Origin of the sequence: Gordonia sp. i37 (genome assembly GCF_002043085.1) — a bacterium.
Classification (GTDB): Bacteria; Actinomycetota; Actinomycetes; order Mycobacteriales; family Mycobacteriaceae; genus Gordonia; species Gordonia polyisoprenivorans.
Window position 1 is genome coordinate 1 of record NZ_MVPX01000177.1, and the last position, 17,773, is coordinate 17,773.

At 66.3% G+C, this 17,773-nt stretch carries 20 protein-coding genes; 11 read left to right on the plus strand and 9 right to left on the minus strand.

Annotated features, from left to right (window positions below):
• A partial coding sequence (locus B1964_RS08755; protein WP_139765673.1) for an FtsK/SpoIIIE domain-containing protein occupies positions 1 to 904 on the plus strand: 904 nt, incomplete at its 5' end.
• Between the two features lie 16 nt (positions 905 to 920).
• On the opposite strand, the gene B1964_RS08760 is transcribed toward B1964_RS08755, so the two are convergent.
• Positions 921 to 1,352: an MmcQ/YjbR family DNA-binding protein gene (locus tag B1964_RS08760; protein WP_079929521.1), complete on the minus strand. Its 432-nt coding sequence runs from the start codon at positions 1,350 to 1,352 to the stop codon at positions 921 to 923.
• 266 nt (positions 1,353 to 1,618) lie between these two features.
• Here B1964_RS08760 and B1964_RS08765 point away from each other — a divergent pair, with 266 nt between their 5' ends.
• Complete coding sequence (locus B1964_RS08765) at positions 1,619 to 2,608, plus strand: TerC family protein (RefSeq protein WP_079929522.1); 990 nt, start codon at positions 1,619 to 1,621, stop codon at positions 2,606 to 2,608.
• Between the two features lie 48 nt (positions 2,609 to 2,656).
• Here B1964_RS08765 and B1964_RS08770 read toward each other — a convergent pair whose 3' ends face one another.
• The 3 genes from B1964_RS08770 to B1964_RS08780 all read right to left on the minus strand — a co-directional run bounded on the left by B1964_RS08770 (position 2,657) and on the right by B1964_RS08780 (position 4,754).
• Complete coding sequence (locus B1964_RS08770; RefSeq protein ID WP_079929523.1) at positions 2,657 to 3,694, minus strand: hypothetical protein; 1,038 nt, start codon at positions 3,692 to 3,694, stop codon at positions 2,657 to 2,659.
• 183 nt (positions 3,695 to 3,877) lie between these two features.
• Positions 3,878 to 4,165 carry a YciI family protein gene (locus B1964_RS08775; protein ID WP_006371410.1) on the minus strand — a complete coding sequence of 96 codons (288 nt, stop codon included), beginning with the start codon at positions 4,163 to 4,165 and terminating at the stop codon, positions 3,878 to 3,880.
• A 55-nt stretch (positions 4,166 to 4,220) separates the two neighbouring features.
• Entirely contained in the window at positions 4,221 to 4,754 is a 534-nt protein-coding gene (locus B1964_RS08780; RefSeq protein ID WP_006371411.1) for an amino-acid N-acetyltransferase, read from the minus strand.
• 199 nt (positions 4,755 to 4,953) lie between these two features.
• Between B1964_RS08780 and pgsA the strand changes: the two genes are divergently transcribed.
• The 7 genes from pgsA (at position 4,954) to B1964_RS08815 (ending at position 10,642) form a co-directional block, all read left to right on the plus strand.
• Positions 4,954 to 5,658: a CDP-diacylglycerol--glycerol-3-phosphate 3-phosphatidyltransferase gene (gene pgsA / locus B1964_RS08785; protein ID WP_014359812.1), complete on the plus strand. Its 705-nt coding sequence runs from the start codon at positions 4,954 to 4,956 to the stop codon at positions 5,656 to 5,658.
• Between the two features lie 272 nt (positions 5,659 to 5,930).
• Positions 5,931 to 6,278, plus strand: coding sequence for a helix-turn-helix transcriptional regulator (locus B1964_RS08790; RefSeq protein ID WP_079929526.1), 348 nt, complete (start codon positions 5,931 to 5,933; stop codon positions 6,276 to 6,278).
• Between the two features lie 256 nt (positions 6,279 to 6,534).
• Entirely contained in the window at positions 6,535 to 7,350 is an 816-nt protein-coding gene (locus B1964_RS08795) for a PspA/IM30 family protein (RefSeq protein WP_006371415.1), read from the plus strand.
• Between the two features lie 8 nt (positions 7,351 to 7,358).
• Positions 7,359 to 8,633, plus strand: a complete 1,275-nt coding sequence (locus B1964_RS08800; RefSeq protein ID WP_172398787.1) for a nucleotide disphospho-sugar-binding domain-containing protein — start codon at positions 7,359 to 7,361, stop codon at positions 8,631 to 8,633.
• Positions 8,624 to 8,818, plus strand: a complete 195-nt coding sequence (locus B1964_RS08805) for a DUF3046 domain-containing protein (protein ID WP_006371417.1) — start codon at positions 8,624 to 8,626, stop codon at positions 8,816 to 8,818. The genes B1964_RS08800 and B1964_RS08805 overlap by 10 nt, the downstream gene beginning before the upstream one ends.
• Before the next feature lie 253 nt (positions 8,819 to 9,071).
• The gene (gene recA / locus B1964_RS08810; protein WP_006371418.1) at positions 9,072 to 10,115 is read left to right on the plus strand and encodes a recombinase RecA; all 1,044 of its coding nucleotides are present in this window, start codon (positions 9,072 to 9,074) and stop codon (positions 10,113 to 10,115) included.
• Complete coding sequence (locus B1964_RS08815; RefSeq protein ID WP_253193931.1) at positions 10,109 to 10,642, plus strand: regulatory protein RecX; 534 nt, start codon at positions 10,109 to 10,111, stop codon at positions 10,640 to 10,642. Before recA ends, B1964_RS08815 begins: the two co-directional genes overlap by 7 nt.
• Before the next feature lie 146 nt (positions 10,643 to 10,788).
• Here B1964_RS08815 and B1964_RS08820 read toward each other — a convergent pair whose 3' ends face one another.
• The 4 genes from B1964_RS08820 to gluA are packed head-to-tail and all read right to left on the minus strand — an operon-like array spanning position 10,789 to position 14,206.
• The gene (locus tag B1964_RS08820) at positions 10,789 to 11,679 is read right to left on the minus strand and encodes an amino acid ABC transporter permease (RefSeq protein WP_006371420.1); all 891 of its coding nucleotides are present in this window, start codon (positions 11,677 to 11,679) and stop codon (positions 10,789 to 10,791) included.
• Positions 11,676 to 12,359: an amino acid ABC transporter permease gene (locus B1964_RS08825; RefSeq protein ID WP_006371421.1), complete on the minus strand. Its 684-nt coding sequence runs from the start codon at positions 12,357 to 12,359 to the stop codon at positions 11,676 to 11,678. Before B1964_RS08825 ends, B1964_RS08820 begins: the two co-directional genes overlap by 4 nt.
• Before the next feature lie 19 nt (positions 12,360 to 12,378).
• A complete protein-coding gene (locus B1964_RS08830; RefSeq protein ID WP_014359816.1) occupies positions 12,379 to 13,434 on the minus strand; it encodes a glutamate ABC transporter substrate-binding protein in 1,056 nt (351 codons plus the stop codon).
• A 43-nt stretch (positions 13,435 to 13,477) separates the two neighbouring features.
• Positions 13,478 to 14,206, minus strand: coding sequence for a glutamate ABC transporter ATP-binding protein GluA (gene gluA, locus B1964_RS08835; RefSeq protein ID WP_014359817.1), 729 nt, complete (start codon positions 14,204 to 14,206; stop codon positions 13,478 to 13,480).
• A gap of 227 nt (positions 14,207 to 14,433) precedes the next feature.
• Here gluA and miaB point away from each other — a divergent pair, with 227 nt between their 5' ends.
• Positions 14,434 to 16,059: a tRNA (N6-isopentenyl adenosine(37)-C2)-methylthiotransferase MiaB gene (gene miaB, locus B1964_RS08840; protein WP_079929525.1), complete on the plus strand. Its 1,626-nt coding sequence runs from the start codon at positions 14,434 to 14,436 to the stop codon at positions 16,057 to 16,059.
• 11 nt (positions 16,060 to 16,070) lie between these two features.
• Positions 16,071 to 16,850: a hypothetical protein gene (locus tag B1964_RS08845; protein WP_079929527.1), complete on the plus strand. Its 780-nt coding sequence runs from the start codon at positions 16,071 to 16,073 to the stop codon at positions 16,848 to 16,850.
• Positions 16,851 to 16,895: 45 nt separating this feature from the next.
• Here B1964_RS08845 and B1964_RS08850 read toward each other — a convergent pair.
• A partial coding sequence (locus B1964_RS08850; protein ID WP_139765674.1) for a DUF349 domain-containing protein occupies positions 16,896 to 17,773 on the minus strand: 878 nt, incomplete at its 5' end.

Genomic DNA, 17,773 nt, shown 5'->3' on the forward strand with positions numbered 1-17,773 from the left:
CCCGCATCTGATCACCCCGATCATCACCCAGCCGAAGAAGGCCGCGGCCGCCTTGGCGTGGCTGGTGGAGGAGATGGAGCAGCGCTACCAAGACATGAAGGCGTCCCGGGTGCGCCACATCGACGACTTCAACGCGAAGGTACGTTCCGGTGAGATCACCACGCCACTCGGTTCCGAGCGCGTGTACAAGCCGTATCCCTACATCGTGGCGATCGTCGACGAGCTCGCCGACCTGATGATGACCGCCCCACGCGATGTCGAGGACGCGATCGTGCGTATCACCCAGAAGGCCCGCGCCGCGGGTATCCATCTGGTGCTGGCCACCCAGCGTCCGTCGGTGGACGTGGTGACGGGCCTGATCAAGACCAACGTGCCCTCCCGGCTGGCCTTCGCGACGTCGTCGCTGACCGATTCGCGCGTCATCCTCGACCAACCGGGCGCGGAGAAGCTCATCGGCATGGGCGACGGACTGTTCCTGCCGATGGGGGCCAACAAACCGATCCGCATGCAGGGAGCGTTCATCACCGACGAGGAGATCAGCGCCGTCGTCGACTATGCCAAGGAGCAGGCCGAGCCCGAGTACACCGAGGGCGTCACCGCTGCCAAGGCCGGCGACAAGAAGGACATCGACTCCGACATCGGCAACGATCTCGACGACTTGCTCCAGGCGATCGAATTGGTCGTCAGCAGCCAGTTCGGTTCGACCTCGATGCTGCAGCGAAAACTGCGTGTCGGCTTCGCCAAGGCCGGCCGACTCATGGATCTGATGGAGACCCGAGGGGTCGTCGGACCGAGCGAGGGATCCAAGGCCCGTGAGGTGCTGGTGAAACCGGAGGATCTGGCCGGCGTCATCGCGTCGATCAACGGCGGTGGGGATCAGGACGGCGACACCGCGCCCGAGTAGAACCGGGCCTGCGGTCTCAGGAGTCGCCGTGCGCGGCGAGCCAGTCGCGTGCGCGTCGCGCCGAGGCCCGCGACAGCCAGGCATCGGTGACGATCTCGGTCAGCTCGTCGACCGAGATCTCACCGATCCGTGACGCCCGCAGCAGCACCGACGGGTGACCCTCGAAGTGCGCCGTCGTGAAGAACGGCGACCTCGGGTCCTGCACCAGCGCCTGCTTGTCAGCCTCCGAGGGCACCCACAACACGACGACGTCGTCGTATCGGTGGCCCGACTCGTCCACCGCGTCCGGTCGCGGCGTACGGAAGAACACGAAACTCTTGCCGCCGACCTGATAGATCGGACGATCGGGATCGTCGTTCGCCTCGGTGACGTGCGGCATCGACCGGGCCGCGGTGTGAAGGTCATCCACGTTGGCCGCGCGGGACCGGTGTCGCGCCATGACCGCCATCGTAGGGTGCCGTCGGATCGGTCGCCGCTGTGATTCACACTTTCGGTTCCGCGCCAGCCGAACCGGTCGAAACGGACATCGTGTAGGGTGGTCGCAGATCGAAGAGGGGAGTATCCCCATCTCGCGGCGGGTCCGTCAATACGGTCGCGGATTCCGAAGGTGCCGATCACCTTCGGACCGGGGCCCGGATCCCCGGTCGTCCATCGGCGGGAGAGACCTCTGGCATCGCAACCAACTTTGTGCTGCGCGCTGGAGGTAGATCGCTCATGCAAGTCTCGACCACGATGTGGATCATCACGTGTCTGGTGATCCTGGGTCTGTTCGTCTTCGATTTCTTCGCCCACGTCCGGGTTCCGCATGCTCCCTCCCTCAAGGAGTCGGGCATGTGGTCGGCCATCTACATCACGATCGCCGTCATCTTCGGCGGATTCGTGTGGTGGAAATGGGGATCGACCTACGGCGGTGAGTATTTCGCCGGGTACGTCACCGAGAAGGCACTGTCGGTCGACAACCTGTTCGTCTTCGTCATCATCATGTCGAAGTTCGCCGTGCCGAAGGAATACCAGCAGAAGGTGCTACTGCTCGGCATCGTCATGGCGCTGGTGCTGCGCGGTCTGTTCATCGCCGTCGGTGCCGCCGCGATCAACGCCTACAGCTGGGTGTTCTACCTGTTCGGTGCGTTCCTGATCTTCACCGCCATCAAGTTGCTGCGGGAGAGCGACGATCCGGTTGAGCACGAGGAGCAACGCGAATCGCGTCTGGAACGGTTCGTCAAGCGTGTCCTGCGCACCTCGGACACCTACGATGGCGACCGCCTGTTCACCCGGATCTCGGGCAAGCGGATGGCCACCCCGATGCTGTTGGTGCTCATCGTCATCGGCTTCACCGACATCCTCTTCGCCCTCGACTCCATCCCGGCGATCTACGGACTGACCCAGCAGCCCTACCTGGTGTTCACCGCCAACGCGTTCGCCCTGATGGGTCTGCGTCAGCTGTACTTCCTGCTCGGCGGCTTGCTCGACCGCCTGGTGTACCTGTCCTTCGGCCTGTCGTTCATCCTGGCCTTCATCGGCGTCAAGTTGGTGCTGCACGCATTGCACGAGAACACCCTGCCGTTCATCAACGGTGGCGAACACCTGTCGGTCCCGGAGATCTCCACCCCGCTCTCGCTGGGCATCATCGTCGGCACCCTGGTGATCACGACGGTCGCGAGTCTGGTGAGTTCGCGACGACAAAAAGCGGTTCCGCCGGCGTGATGGGGACGGTGCGGTGCGGACCGCCATCGGTCCGCACCGCTTTCCACCTCATTGCGAGAGATGGTGTGCCACGGCGGCATCCAAGATCTCGGTCGTGAGGCTGCAGGTCGGACTGTAGGTCTCGTACGCCTCGACCATGTACTCAATGGTCTCGACCCGCTCGGGTGGCTTGCCGGGGTCGAGGATGTCGGTGCGATAGGAGACCTCGCGTCGCGCGACCGGATGCTCCAGGTCGACGAAGGTCCACCCCTTGCATCCGGTGGCGCCGTCGTCGCGAAGCTGTGCGCGGAAGCCACGCACCATGATGTCGCGGATCTCGCTGCGGCCGAATCGGATCACCGGATCGGGTGGACCCGGACGATGTGTCGAGACGGCGTCGACGAAGATCCCGTGATCGAAGTCTGCCGACGGTTCGAGGTCGATCCGGCACGTCGACCACCACCGCCCCTCCGGGATCTGCGCACGCGGATGGCGTGGACGCAGAAACCGTGCGGCACCGCACATGTCGATGCCCGAGAGACGTGAGGTGACCGGAAACGGCGATGCCGTGCGCAGCCGGAGGTCATGAGCCCGGGGTACCGCCGCGCGCACGATGTCGGTCAGCGCGTCGCAGACATCTCGCGGATCGGTCCCGGCGGACCGGTGCGCGGAGAAGAAGACACCGAGTTTCGGGCTGTGGCTCACCGCGATCGAGCAATGCAGGCCGTCGCCACCGAGGCCGAAGCCGCCGTGAATCCGGGCGTCGACCCCCTCGATCGGCAACCGTGTGAAGGAATCCCCGCCGTACATGCGGGTGGGCGTCGGGGAGACCGACAGATGCGTGATCCTCGAGGTGGACTCGTCGAACCGCAGTTCGCAATCCTCCAAACTGCTGTCGAGGCCGACATCGTAGGGGCGATCGCCAACGATACGGGTGGTTGCCTCGACATCGAGGAATCCGCACGGGTCCAGCGCGGCGAAGTCCTTGAGGCGCGCGGTCTCGGCAGGGTCCCGCAGATCCAGTGCCCATGGTGGGTCGACGACGGCGACCGGCGACCCGGTGAGCGTCAGGGTGCAACCCGTGAGCGACACACCGATCGCGGTCACGGCGACGGCGATCCTCGCCGCGGCAGGCCATTCCCGGCGTCTGGGCGCACATCTCCACATGGGCGTCGATTCTCCACAGTGCGAGCCGGTGTGCGACCCGCCCGATCAGATCTGTGGACAACTCTCGGTGAGCAACTCGCCGGCGGTGCTGCGAACCGCTCGTGGTGCGGTCGGTCGCGCGAGTCAGTCGTCGAACGGTCCGTACACCTGGGTGAACTCGACGATGCGTACCGAGTCGACGGCCTGGTGTGCGTTGAAAGGGTCGTTGGCCATGAATGCCTCGGCAGCATCGATGTCGCCGTCGACCCGGATCATGATCAATGCTCCGGTGCCGTCGGGGTATGGACCGCTGAGGAGCACGTTGCCGGCCTGGTGCTCCTCCGACAGCCATTGACGATGGACGGCACGGTGGGCGTCGCGGATGGCCGCCTTGGCCGGCTCGTAGCCGTAATGCACCGCATAGATGGTCACGAAAGAATCTCCTCGCTCTGGTGAATGTGGTTCGACACGTTGGGGTTTCGGCTCATCATGTCGATTGCTCGGCGGCCGGCGCGTCGAGGTGTACCAGCATCCTGGTGTTGCCCAGCGTATTCGGCTTGACGTAGCTCAGGTCGAGGAACTCCGCGACACCCGTGTCATAGGAGCGGCACATCTCCTCGAACACCTCTCGGGTGACCGGTGTGCCCTCGATCTCACGGAATCCGTGCCGACCGAAGAACTCGGTCTCGAAGGTCAGCACGAAGACGCGTGCGAGCTGCAACTCTCGCGCCACATCGAGCAATCGCGCGACGAGCCGGTGGCCGATACCGCGCCCGGAGCACTGCTGATCGACGGCGACCGTACGAACCTCACCGAGATCGGCCCAGAGCACGTGCAGTGCACCACAACCCACGACGAGCCCGTCGAGTTCGGCCACCCAGAACTCCTGCACGGCCTCGTAGAGTGTGACGAGGTTCTTCTCCAACAGGATTCGCCCGGCGTACTGGTCGATGAGTTCCTTGATGCGGGGGACGTCGGAGGTCCGGGCACGACGGACGACGACCTCGCCAGGGGAGTTCATGGGTTCATCTTGCCCCCAGGACCGCCGGGCGCGTCACCGGGAGGCACGCTCTCCGACCGCTGACGCGACGGGGCACCGGTGAGCGTGGCACGGATCCGCCGGTCGCCGAGCGCGCATCGGTCGATACCCTGGTGATCGTGCGAATGAACGACACGCGTCCGACGCCGAGTGCAGGAGTCGGCGCCCGGGACGCGGTCTCATGACCGATCGGATGCGCCGGGCGGTCAACGAACGCGGTCTCGCCGACGTCGGGCGGGGACCCGATCACATCACCGATCCCGTCGACCCGGTGCCCGTCGTCAACATCGCCAATGCACTGACCGTCTTCCGGATCGTCCTGGTGCCGGTCTTCCTGGTCGTGCTGTTCATCGACGGCGGACATGACACCTGGTGGCGGGTCGGTGCCGCGGTGATCTTCGGCGTCGCCGCGATCACCGACCACATCGACGGCCGCCTGGCCCGTGGACGCAATCTGGTCACCGACTTCGGCAAACTCGCCGACCCCATCGCCGACAAGGCATTGATCGGTTCGGCGCTGATCGGATTGTCACTCCTCGGTGATCTGTCGTGGTGGATCACCGCGATCATCCTGGTCCGCGAACTCGGGGTCACCGCATTGCGGTTCTGGGTGCTGCGGCACGGGGTCATCCCGGCCAGCCGGGGCGGCAAGCTCAAGACGTTGTTGCAGGCCATCGGTATCGGGTTGCTGCTCTTCCCGTTGAGCGGGCCGTTGCATCTGGTGGCGGTCATCATCATGTGGGTGGCCGTCGTGATCACGGTGGTCACCGGATTCGACTACGTATGGCAGGCGCTGCGCATGCGTCGTTCCGCCCGTCATCGGGCCCGCCGGACCGCATCGCAACGTGGCGCCCCGATCACCGAATCGGGTACGGAGCGTCACTGACCCGCCGCAGGTCCGTCATCGGCGCCAGCGGCCGGGCGGACATGCCCCGGCTCGCCGCCGGACAGACGCGGCGACGGCCACGGAATTCGACTACTGTCGTCCACACGCGCACCCAATGGTTTGCCCGCGCGTGAGCTTCGGGAACGACACACCCCCGTCGGGCGTTGAACAGCACGATGTTGGTTGACCAACACGATGTGGAGCCCTATCACGGGCGGTTCATCGGGCCGGTGGCGATGTTCGATGTGCGAGACAGACAGGGAGGAAGCCCGATGGCAATGCTTTTGCGAGAGGCGCTCGGCGACAGCCTGCGTCGCGTTCGCACCCAGCAGGGCCGGACGCTGCGTGAGGTGTCCACCGATGCGCGGGTGAGTCTGGGTTACCTGTCCGAGGTCGAGCGGGGCCAAAAAGAGGCATCCAGCGAACTACTGGCCGCCATCTGCGATGCGCTCGAGGTGGAGATCGCCGATCTGCTCCTCGACGTCGGCACGGCCATGCGTCCCGACCATGCCGCGGAGCCGGCGGCCGAGGGTGCCGACCGTGAGGCGGCCATCGCGTCCAAGGTGGTCATCGCCGCACCCGAGGTGCGCGCCCACGCGACCGCGCTGGCCGCGGCCTGACGTCGCATCGTCGACAACACCTGCTCGTCCACCCCGGGAGCGTGCGCGATCTGGCTCTTCGGCGCAGGTTGTGAGATGGCGTCGGCGCCGGATGTCCGGGTGGCCGAGCGACGTGAGGTGCGCGTGGCCCGCGACATCCGGGTATCCCCTGGGTAATCCCCCAACTGAATGCCGGACTGCCTCGCCCCACCGACCGAGACGCTAGATTGGTGTGCAGACCGACGCGAAACCGTTCTGAATGGAGCTGACGACAAGCATGGCGAACCCGTTCGTGAAGATGTGGCGCTATCTGATGGCCCTCGGCAACGCGAAGATCGACGAGAATGCCGACCCGAAGATCCAGATCCAACAGGCGATCGAGGATGCGCAACGGCAACACCAGGCTCTCTCACAGCAGGCGGCGTCGGTGATCGGCAACCAGCGTCAGCTCGAGATGAAGCTCAACCGCCAACTCGAAGAGGTCGAGCGGCTGCAGGCGAACACCCGGCAGGCGCTGACCCTGGCAGATCAGGCCAACGCCGCAGGCGATGCCCAGAAGGCGCAGGAGTACACCAACGCCGCCGAGGCCTTCGCCGCTCAGCTCGTCACCGCCGAACAGGGCGTCGAAGACCTCAAATCGCTGCACGATCAGTCCCTGCAAGCCGCGCAACAGGCCAAGCAGGCCGTCGAGCGCAACGCAATGATCCTGCAGCAGAAGCTCGCCGAACGCTCCAAGCTGCTCAGCCAGCTCGAGCAGGCCAAGATGCAGGAGCAGGTCAGCGCCTCCCTCAATCAGATGAGTGAGCTCTCGGTGCCGGGCAACACCCCGAGCCTCGACCAGGTGCGCGAGAAGATCGAGCGCCGCTATGCCAACGCGCTCGGTTCCGCCGAACTGGCGAAGAATTCGGTGCAGGGCCGGATGGCCGAGGTCGAGCAGGCAGGCGTGCAGATGGCCGGGCATGCGCGTCTCGAGCAGATCCGTGCCAGCATGTCCGGCGGTTCGCTGCCGACCGGGGGAGCGGCGTCCCCGGCGGCTCAGCCGGCACCGGGCCTGACGAAGCCGACCACCGAACCGCCGCAGACGGGCAACTGACGTCACCGTTGCCGCCGACGTCGTCCCCGGCGGCTCCCCGGAAGGTCGCCATTGTCGCCGGTCCGGACGCCGGACATGCTTTTCCTGCCTTTGCTCTGGCAGAAAAGCTTGCCGCGCAAGGTATCTCATCCACGGTGTGGACAGGTGTCGTCTGGCACGAGGTGGCGCGTTCGCGAGGACTCGACGTCGCGGAGTTGCCGGGTCTGCGTGCACTTGCCACCGACGACGACTCCGACGCCGGTGCCAAGCTCGCCGCGCGTGCCGCGCGGATGGCCGTCGCGCTCGCTCCGGTGTTGGCCGCGCGGGGTACCGATCTGGTGATCTCCGACGTCATCACCGTCGGCGGCCTGTGGGCCGCGGAGTTGTGCGGGCTCCCCGCGATCGAAATGTCGCCACATCCGCTCTACCTGCCGTCGCGGGGACTGCCACCGATCGGCGCCGGGCTGAGCCCCGGTGACGGGGTGGGTGGACGGCTCCGCGACATCGCGCTGCGCACGGCGAGCAACGTCTCCGTCCGGGCCGGTGAGCGTCAGCGCGCGGCCGCACGGCGGGGGATCGGTTTGGCCGGGACACGGTCCGGCACAGCACGATTGATCGCGACCCTCCCCGCCCTCGAGGTGCCCCGACCGGATTGGCCGCCGCAGGCCCACATCGTCGGACCACTGCTGTGGGAACCCACCGACGTGATCGTCGAACCACCGTCGGGCACGGGCCCGTTGGTGGTGGTGGCGCCGTCGACCGCGGTGATCGGTGCGGCCGACATGCTCGCCGAAACGCTTGCGGGATTGTCTGAGCTGGCGTCGAGAAGTCCAGTGCGCGTGGTGATCTCGGCGCTCGACCCGCCAGGTGCCGCTGCGTTCGGGGCGCCCGGGCTGTCGGTGACCGCCGGCCTGGGACGGCAGGATCAGCTCGTCGCCCGAGCCGACGTGGTGGTGTGCGGTGGGGGGCACGGGATGCTGGCGAAGTCGTTGTCGGCAGGGGTCCCGGTGGTCACGGTGCCGGGCGGCGGCGATCAGTGGGAGTTGGCCAACCGTGTGGCCCGGCAGGGCAGTGGGCTGGTGGTGCGGCCGGTCGAGGGGCACGCGATCGCCGATGCGGTCGCCACGGTGCTCGGCGATCCGAGGTATGCGCGTGCCGCGGCGGCCGCCGCCGCGTCGATGTCGGATGTGGTGGACCCGGTCCGCGTGGCGTGTGATGTGTATCGTCGGTCGGTCGCCGGGAGCGCGCTCGGACGCGGCGATGGGTACCGGACGGACGGAGGGGAAGTGCCGCGATGCGATTGACCGAGTTCACCGAGTTGATCACCGAGGAATTCGGCACGATGTCGGCGGATTCGATCCTGTCCGATCATGTGCTCACCGAGCTCGGTGGGCGGACGGGCGCGCAGGCGATCGAGGCCGGCGTGGATCCGCGCGATGTGTGGGTGGCGATCTGCCGGGACTTCGACGTGCCACGCCACCGCTGGTAGAAGTCGCGCTGGTGAAAGTCGCGCTGGTAGAAGTCGCCCGGCACCCGCGTGTCGGACTTGCCATCGAACACATGTTCACGCAATTCTGTAGGGGTGTGGAACCAACTCGGCACCGCGTGCGTCCAAAGCTCTCGTGAGGACGTGAACGGTTTTGTCGGACCCCGTCGCTAACGTCCTTCACGAATCACACCGATACCGACGACCCACCCGATGACCGCCGGAGTCCCCGGCGCACAGACACGAGGAGACAGCCATGGCAGCAGCGCCCCAGGACCGTGAGAAGGCCCTTGATCTCGCACTCGCGCAGATCGACAAGAACTTCGGCAAGGGCTCGGTCATGCGACTCGGCGAGGAGACCCGGCAGCCGATCGAGGTGATCCCGACCGGCTCGATCGCCCTCGACGTCGCGCTGGGTATCGGCGGACTGCCGCGCGGCCGTGTCGTCGAGATCTACGGCCCGGAATCGTCGGGTAAGACCACGGTCGCCCTGCATGCGGTCGCCAACGCGCAGGCCCAGGGCGGCATCGCGGCGTTCATCGACGCCGAGCACGCACTGGATCCGGATTACGCGGCCAAGCTCGGCGTGGACGTCGACGCCCTGCTGGTGTCGCAGCCGGACACCGGTGAGCAGGCGTTGGAGATCGCCGACATGCTGATCCGCTCCGGTGCCCTCGACATCCTGGTCATCGACTCGGTTGCCGCACTGGTCCCCAAGGCCGAGATCGAGGGCGAGATGGGCGATTCGCACGTCGGTCTGCAGGCCCGCCTGATGAGCCAGGCATTGCGCAAGATGACCTCGGCGTTGAGCAATTCCAACACCACCGCGATCTTCATCAACCAGCTGCGCGAGAAGATCGGCGTGATGTTCGGTTCACCGGAGACCACGACGGGCGGTAAGGCACTGAAGTTCTACTCGTCGGTGCGTCTGGACGTCCGTCGCATCGAGACCCTGAAGGACGGCACCGACGCCGTCGGTAACCGCACCCGCGTCAAGGTCGTCAAGAACAAGGTGGCACCGCCGTTCAAGCAGGCCGAGTTCGACATCCTCTACGGACAGGGCATCTCCAAGGAGGGATCGCTGATCGACATGGGTGTGGCCGAGGGCTTCATCCGCAAGTCCGGCTCGTGGTTCACCTACGAGGGCGATCAGCTCGGTCAGGGCAAGGAGAACGCCCGGAAGTTCCTGCTCGAGAACGACGACATCCGCGACGAGATCGAGAAGAAGATCAAGGAGAAGCTGGGCATCGGCGCGGTGGTCGACGCCGATGACGTCGCTCCGGCACCGGTGGAATTCTGACCGGCGCCGACGAACCCAGCGGCGCAACCGGCTCCAGCGGCGCAACCGGCCCCACGGCGTGGGATGTGGCGCTGCGTCTGCTGGGTGTCCGGGCGCGGTCACGCGGCGAGATGCAGGAGCGACTGGTTCGGCGTGGCTTCGACGCCGACACGGTCGCCGATGTGATGCGGCGCCTGGATTCGGCGGGTCTGCTCGACGATGAGGACTTCGCCTCCGAGTGGGTGCGGTCACGCCACACCCACTCGGGACGCGGACGCGTGGCCCTACGTCACGAGCTCAAGGCCAAGGGCGTGGATGCGGCGACGATCGAGAATGCGTTGTCCGACATCGATCCCGAGGACGAGCGCGCCGTGGCCGGCCGCCTGGTCGCCAAGAAGCTGACTCCGCGGGTGCTCGAGCAGGTGGCCGATCGCGCCGAGCGGGACAAGCACTTTCGTCGGCTCGTGGGCATGCTGGTCCGCCGCGGATATCCGCAGTCCCTGGCGATCGACGTCGTCGGCGAGCACCTCGACGCCGCGGCGGAATGAACTCGGCGGAATGAACGCGATGTGCCGAGTCGGTAGAACAGCTCGATCAGTATGACGTTTCACCCGGAATCCGGGCGAAACGTCATGCTGATCGGCAATGGCACCTGACCGGCAACGTCAACTGATCTGCGCTGAACCGGGTTGGGTTATCGCGGACCGAAGTTCGGCATGTTCTCCATCGCGCCGAGGTCCACGTCCTCGCCGTGGGGGACGTCGGTTCTGCGGCGTCCCCGGCGCAATGTCTTCTCGATGAAGGTCGCCAGCGACGACAGACCGAAGTTGATGACGATCATCACCACCGCCACCACGACGAGTGCGGGCAGGTAATTGCCGTAGTACGACGCCGACTGGATGCCCGACCGGACCACCTCGACGTAACCGATGGCGTAGCCCAGTGCCGAGTCCTTCAGTGCGATGACCATCTGCGAGATCAGTGCGGGCAGCATCGCGGTGATCGCCTGCGGAAGCAGCACGATGCGCATCATCTGGGACTTGCGCAGTCCCAACGCCATCGACGCCTCGGTCTGTCCTTTCGGCAAGGAGTTGATGCCCGAACGCAGGATCTCGGCGATCACAGACCCGTTGTAGAGCGTCAGACCTGTGACGACCGCCGCGAACGCCAACTGCGACGACGGGAACACCGCGTAATCGGCGAACAGGTAGTAGGCGAAGATCATCAGGATCAGCACCGGGATGGCGCGGAAGATCTCGACGAACAAGCCCGCCAGCGTCCGCACCCACAGGTGATCGGACAGTCGACCGATACCGAGCACCGAGCCCAGGACCATGGCGAAGATGATCGACAGGAACGCCGCTTTCAGCGTGCCCCACAGACCCGGCAGGATGTAGGTCGTCCAGGTGGTCCCGGTGACGAAGGGATTCCATTTCTCGCCGGTGAGCTGATCGTTGTCGCTGAGGACGACGAGCACGTACACGACGACGGCGACGATCACCGCGAGGAAGATCGCGGCGATGATCGCATTGCGAATCCGCGCCTTGGGTCCGGGTGCGTCGTAGAGAACCGTTGCGCCGCTCATCGTTTCACCGCCAGTCGTTTGGCGAGGTAGCCGAAGACGGCGCCCTCGATCAGGGTGATGATCATGAAGCCGATGGCGATGATCACGAAGATCGCGATGATCTCATTGGCGTGGTCCTCGATCTGCTCCTTCATCAGCAGCGAGGCCTCGGCGACCCCGATCACCGAGGCGATCGTGGTGTTCTTGGTCAGAGCGATCAACACGCTGCCCAGCGGCCCGATCACCGCACGCAATGCCTGTGGCAGCACGATGATCCCGAAGACCTGCGTGAAACCCAGGCCAAGGGAGCGGGCGGCCTCGGCCTGTCCGATGGGAACGGTGTTGAAGCCCGATCGCAGTGTCTCGCAGACGAAGGTGGCCGTGTAGAGGATGAAGGCCAGCACCGCCAGGCGGAAGTTGTTGTTCTCGATGAAGGTGTTGTTGTCGGGAGCCAACGCCAGACCGAGGTTCTGATAGAGGCCCACCGAGCAGAAGATGATGATCAGCGTCAGCGGGGTGTTGCGCACGACGTTGACGTAGGTGGCGCCGAACCAGCGCATCACCGGGACGGGGGAGACCCGCATCCCGGCCAGGATGATGCCCCAGATGAGCGCGCCGAGCGCCGACCAGAAGGTGAGTTCCAGGGTCACCTTGAACGCGGGCCACAGTTGCGGCCCCATATCCGACCAGAGTTCATTCATGGTTGTTCACCTGCCTTCCTCAGCTCAGTCCCGGCGGGCACGGGGTGGACGTGGAGTTGACGATCTTGTCGACGGCCTGCGGTCCGGGGTCGGGCAGGAACTTGTAGCTCGATCCGGGAGCTGCGGCGCGGGCCATCATCTCGTCGACATACTGGTTGCCGATCGCCTTGCGCAGCGCCGCTTCCCATGCGGATTCGCCCCCGCCCGGTCCCGGCTGCAGCATGGCGTCGAGTGCCTCGTCCACGGCCGTGATCGCCTCGGGGTAGTTCTTGGCCATGCCGATGCCGTAGTTCTCGGTGGAGAACGGCGCACCCTGTTTCTTGAGGACCTTCTTGCCGCTGCTGGTGACGCATGCGTCCTTGGGGTAGGTCATCCCGACGAGCTTGAACTCGTCGGGGAAGAAGTCGGCGTAACCGGCGAGGATGACCTCGTCGGTGGTCAGCGCGTCCACTTTGCCGCGACGCACGGCCTCCACACACGATGAGTACGAGTCGTACTCCTGCAGTTGCACTCCGGGCAGCTGCGCCTTGACGTTCTGCGCCGACGTCGATCCGGTGACCGAGCAGAGTCTCTTGCCCTTGTTCAGATCGGTGAGTGAGGTGATCGAGTTGTCGTCCTTGCGGACGAGCAGAGCTTGATAGTTGATCAGGTAGGGGCCGGCGAAGCTGACCTGCTTGGCTCGGGAGGCGTTGATCGAGTAGGTGGCCGCGATCATGTCGACCTCACCGTTGTTGATGAGCGTTTCGCGCTGGGCCGACGGCGTCTCACGCCAGGTGATCTCGGGATGGGCCACCCGGAGCTGGTCGGCGATGTGATTGACCACGTAGGTCGACACCGACGGGTCGAACCCGGTGACGCTCTTGTCGGGGTTGCGGATACCCAGGCCGGGCTGGTCGTATTTGGTGCCCAGCACCACTTTTCCGTTGCGGATGGAGTCGAGTAGGTTGCGGGGTTCGGAACTGCCGCAGGCGCTCAGGCAGGCGGCGAGCACCGCGGCAACGAGTACTGCGACGCCCAGAGCGGCGGCGCGGCCACGTCGCCGATGACCGGAGGTCTGTGGAAAACGTTGTCGCATATGTCTTGTCGAGGATCCCGGAGTGTCGGTGGGGTTGGTCATCTCAGTGACCCAGGATCTTCGACAGGAAGTCCTTGGCGCGGTCGGACTGCGGGTTGTCGAAGAAGGACTCGGGGTCGGAGTCCTCGACGACGGCGCCGTCGGCCATGAAGATGACGCGGTCTGCGGCCTTGCGGGCGAAGCCCATCTCGTGGGTGACCACGAGCATCGTCATGCCCTCCTTGGCCAGCGAGACCATCACGTCGAGGACCTCGTTGACCATCTCCGGGTCGAGTGCCGAGGTGGGCTCGTCGAACAGCATGATCTTGGGGTTCATGGCCAGGGACCGGGCGATCGCCACGCGTTGTTGCTGTCCGCCGGACAACTGCGCCGGATACTTGTCCTTCTGGCTGGCGATACCCACGCGCTCGAGGAGTTGCAGCGCGTGTTTCTCGGCCTCGGCCTTGTTCTGTTTGCGGACCTTCGTCGGCGCGAGGGTGACGTTCTGCAGGATCGTCTTGTGTGCGAACAGGTTGAACGACTGGAAGACCATGCCGACATCGGCGCGCAGCCTGGCGAGGTCTTTGCCCTCGGCGGGTAGCAATTCGCCCTCGATGCGGATCTCGCCGCTGTCGATCGGTTCGAGGCGATTGATCGTGCGGCACAGGGTGGACTTGCCCGATCCCGAGGGGCCCAGCACGACCACGACCTGCCCGCGCGGGACGTCGAGGTTGATGTCCTTGAGGACATGGAGCTCACCGAAGTGCTTCTGCACATTCGTCATCGCGATCATCGGCGGTGAATCGGCGGCGGTCGCCGCACCCGGCGCCGCGTTCGGAGATTCGGTCATACGTAGCAACCCTAATGGGGACAAGTCCGAACGGCGCGGCAAATGCGACACCTGCGTGTCCGATTCGGGAGGAAACAGGAAGTCACGTGCACTTTTCCGTCCAGGCCCCCTGCATGCCCCCGGGCGATGACCCGACAGCCGATTTGCCCCCGCCCCGTACTCTGGACCGAGTGAGTATCGACCTCTCCGAATCCTCAGCGACCTCGCCGAATGCCGGTGTGGGCGGCGACGCCGTGCGTCGCTATCAGGTTCGCACGTACGGCTGCCAGATGAACGTCCACGACTCCGAGCGGATCTCGGGTCTGCTCGAGGAGGCGGGCTATATACCTGCCGACTCCGACGACGACGCCGACCTCGTGGTTTTCAACACGTGCGCGATCCGTGAGAACGCCGACAACAAGCTCTACGGCAATCTGTCGCATCTGGCACCGGTGAAGGCCGCTCGGCCGGGTATGCAGATCGCCGTGGGCGGTTGTCTGGCGCAGAAGGACAAGGACGCGGTCTTGGGTCGGGCGCCCTGGGTCGACGTCGTCTTCGGCACCCACAACATCGGGTCGTTGCCGGTGCTGCTCGAACGCGCACGACACAACGAGACCGCCCAGGTCGAGATCCGCGACTCCCTCGAAGCATTTCCCTCCACGCTGCCGGCCAAACGCGAATCCGCTTATGCCGGTTGGGTTTCGGTGTCGGTGGGCTGTAACAATACCTGCACGTTCTGCATTGTTCCGTCGTTGCGCGGCAAGGAGGTCGATCGCCGGCCCGGCGATGTGCTCGCCGAGGTGACGGCTCTCGTCGATGCAGGTGTGCTCGAGGTGACCCTGCTCGGGCAGAACGTCAACGCCTACGGCATGTCCTTCGCCGACCCGGGCACCCCGCGTAACCGCGGTGCGTTCGCCGAACTGCTGCGTGCCTGTGGTGACATCGACGGGCTCGAACGTGTGCGGTTCACCTCGCCCCATCCGGCGGAGTTCACCGACGACGTCATCGAGGCGATGGCTCAGACGCCGAATGTATGCCCGCAGCTGCACATGCCGCTGCAGTCCGGGTCGGACCGGATCCTGAAGTCGATGCGACGCAGCTATCGGCGGACCCGCTTCTTGGGCATCCTCGACAAGGTGCGCGCGGCGATGCCGCACGCCGCCATCACCACCGACATCATCGTCGGCTTCCCCGGCGAGACCGAGGAGGACTTCGCCCAGACCCTCGAGGTGGTCGAACAGGCCCGCTTCGCCAGCGCGTTCACCTTCCAGTACTCGCCGCGACCGGGAACACCCGCGGCCACGATGGACGACCAGGTGCCGCCTGCGGTGGTCTCCGAGCGGTACCGGCGACTGATCGAACTCCAGGAGCGGATCTGTCTGTCGGAGAACCGGGCGATCATCGGCCGGCAGGTCGAGTTGCTCGTGGTCGCCGACGAGGGTCGCAAGAGCGCACACTCGCACCGCATGACCGGTCGCGCGCGAGACGGCCGGCTGGTCCATTTCCGTCCCGGGGATCTCGCCGCGCCGATCCGTCCCGGTGACATCGTGACCACCGAGGTCACCGAGGCGGCGCCGCACCACCTCATCGCCGACGCAGGGGTGGCCGGGCATCGGCGCACCCGAGCCGGTGACGCGCACGAACAGAGCCGGACCCCGACGACCCCGCCGGTCGGTGTCGGCCTCGGCATCCCCGGCATCGGTCCCGCGCCGGTGGTCGCGGACGACAGCGGCTGTGGTGCCGGGGCCTGCGGGGCCGGCACCACCGCACCCGGTTCCGCGGGTCCCGGGCGCGTGATGGCGACGGCAGGACAGTGAGGGACGACGACGTGAGTATCGATGGCCAGAACCCGAAAGATCCCGACCACCGCGACGGCGACGACGCCGCGAGTGCGGCCGACACCGATGCGGCGGCCACGCGTGAGCGACGAGAGAACCTGCGGGGGGACAAGGCGCTGTCGGAACTTCTCGGTCGCGACGTCCGGCGGCCGGCGGGATCGTCGGAGAGTCTCGCCGATCTGGCAGCCTACGAGAACGACCTGCGCAAGGCCGAACGCAAGGTGGCCGGTGAGATCGATCCGGGTGCGCGCGCCATCGTGGTGGCGGTCGCGGTGCTACTGGCAATGGTGTCGCTGGTGTTGCCGCACACCGGGTCGGCCAGCGGGATCGACGTCCTGACGATGTCGGCGAATGCGGTGACCGAACGGGTGGCGGTGACCTCCCGGGTCTTCGTCTACCTGCTGTTGATCTTCGGGATCGGCGCATCGATGCTCGCACTGCTCACCCGGCGCTGGATCATCGCGTGGGTCGCATTGTGCGGATCGGCGGTCGCATGCGTGGCCGGGTTGCTGGCCTGGTGGACCCGCAACACCCCGGGCGTGGGCGGGATCGAGCCGCCGTCCGGCGTCGGAATCGGGCTGATCCTCGGCTGGATCGCGGTCTTCGTGCTCACTTTCCACTGGGCGCGGGTCGTGTGGGCACGCAGCACCTATCACCTCGCCATCGCCGAGCAGCGCCGGGTGGAGGCCGCCAAACGCGAGGAGGCGACCCGTCGCATCCGCGGGCGGACCGACTTCCGGCCACCGACCGGCGGGGACTCCGGGGCCTGACCGGCGGGGACTCCGGGGCCTGACCGGCCGGGACCGCGAGCGGGCTCAGCGCTGGTCGATCGCCGTCTGGGCGGCCTGTGCCCACTCGTGCCACTGCGCCGCCTGCTCGCGCAGCTTGGCTGCGTCCCGTGCCTTGCCGCGCTCCTCGGCCTTGCGGGCCTGCTCTTCCAATTGCGCTGCGCGGTCGGCGAATTGGGCGGCACGTGCCTGCGCCTCCGGATCGGTGCGCTGCCATTGTGCGTCCTCGGCGTCGCGAATCCGCTTCTCCAGAGCTCGTGCCCGGCTCTCGAGGCTGTGCATCTGCTCCCGAGGAACCTTGCCGATCTCGTCCCACTTGTCCCGGAAGGCCCGGAACTCGCGGCGGGCCGCCTCGAGGTCGGCCGCGGGATCGATGGCGGCCTCGGCGGTGGCGAGCAACTCGAGTTTTGCCTGACCGTTGGCGGCGAACTCGGCGTCGCGTTCGGAGGCGGTCGCATTGCGTGCGGCGAAGAACACGTCCTGCGCCGCCTTGAACCGCTGCCACAGGGCTTCGTCGGCGTCGCGCGGGGCGCGGCCCGCGGCTTTCCATTCGCCCAGCAACTCCCGGAAGCGGGCCGAGGTGGGACCCCAGTCGGTCGACGACGACAATTCCTCGGCCTGCGCGATCAGCTCCTCCTTGCGTGCCTTGGCGCCGGCACGCACCCGGTCGAGCTCGGCGAAATGAGCGCCCCGGCGTCGGTTGAACGCGTCGCGAGCCTTCGCGTACCGCTTCCACAGCACATCGTCGGTTTTGCGGTCGATCCCCTTGATCGACTTCCATTCGTCGAGGATCGCGCGCAGCCGGTCTCCCGACGTCTTCCACTGGGTGGACTCCGCGCCGATGGTCTCGGCCTCGGCGGCCAGTTCTTCCTTGCGGGCGATCGCGGCGGCGCGGGGGGCCTCCC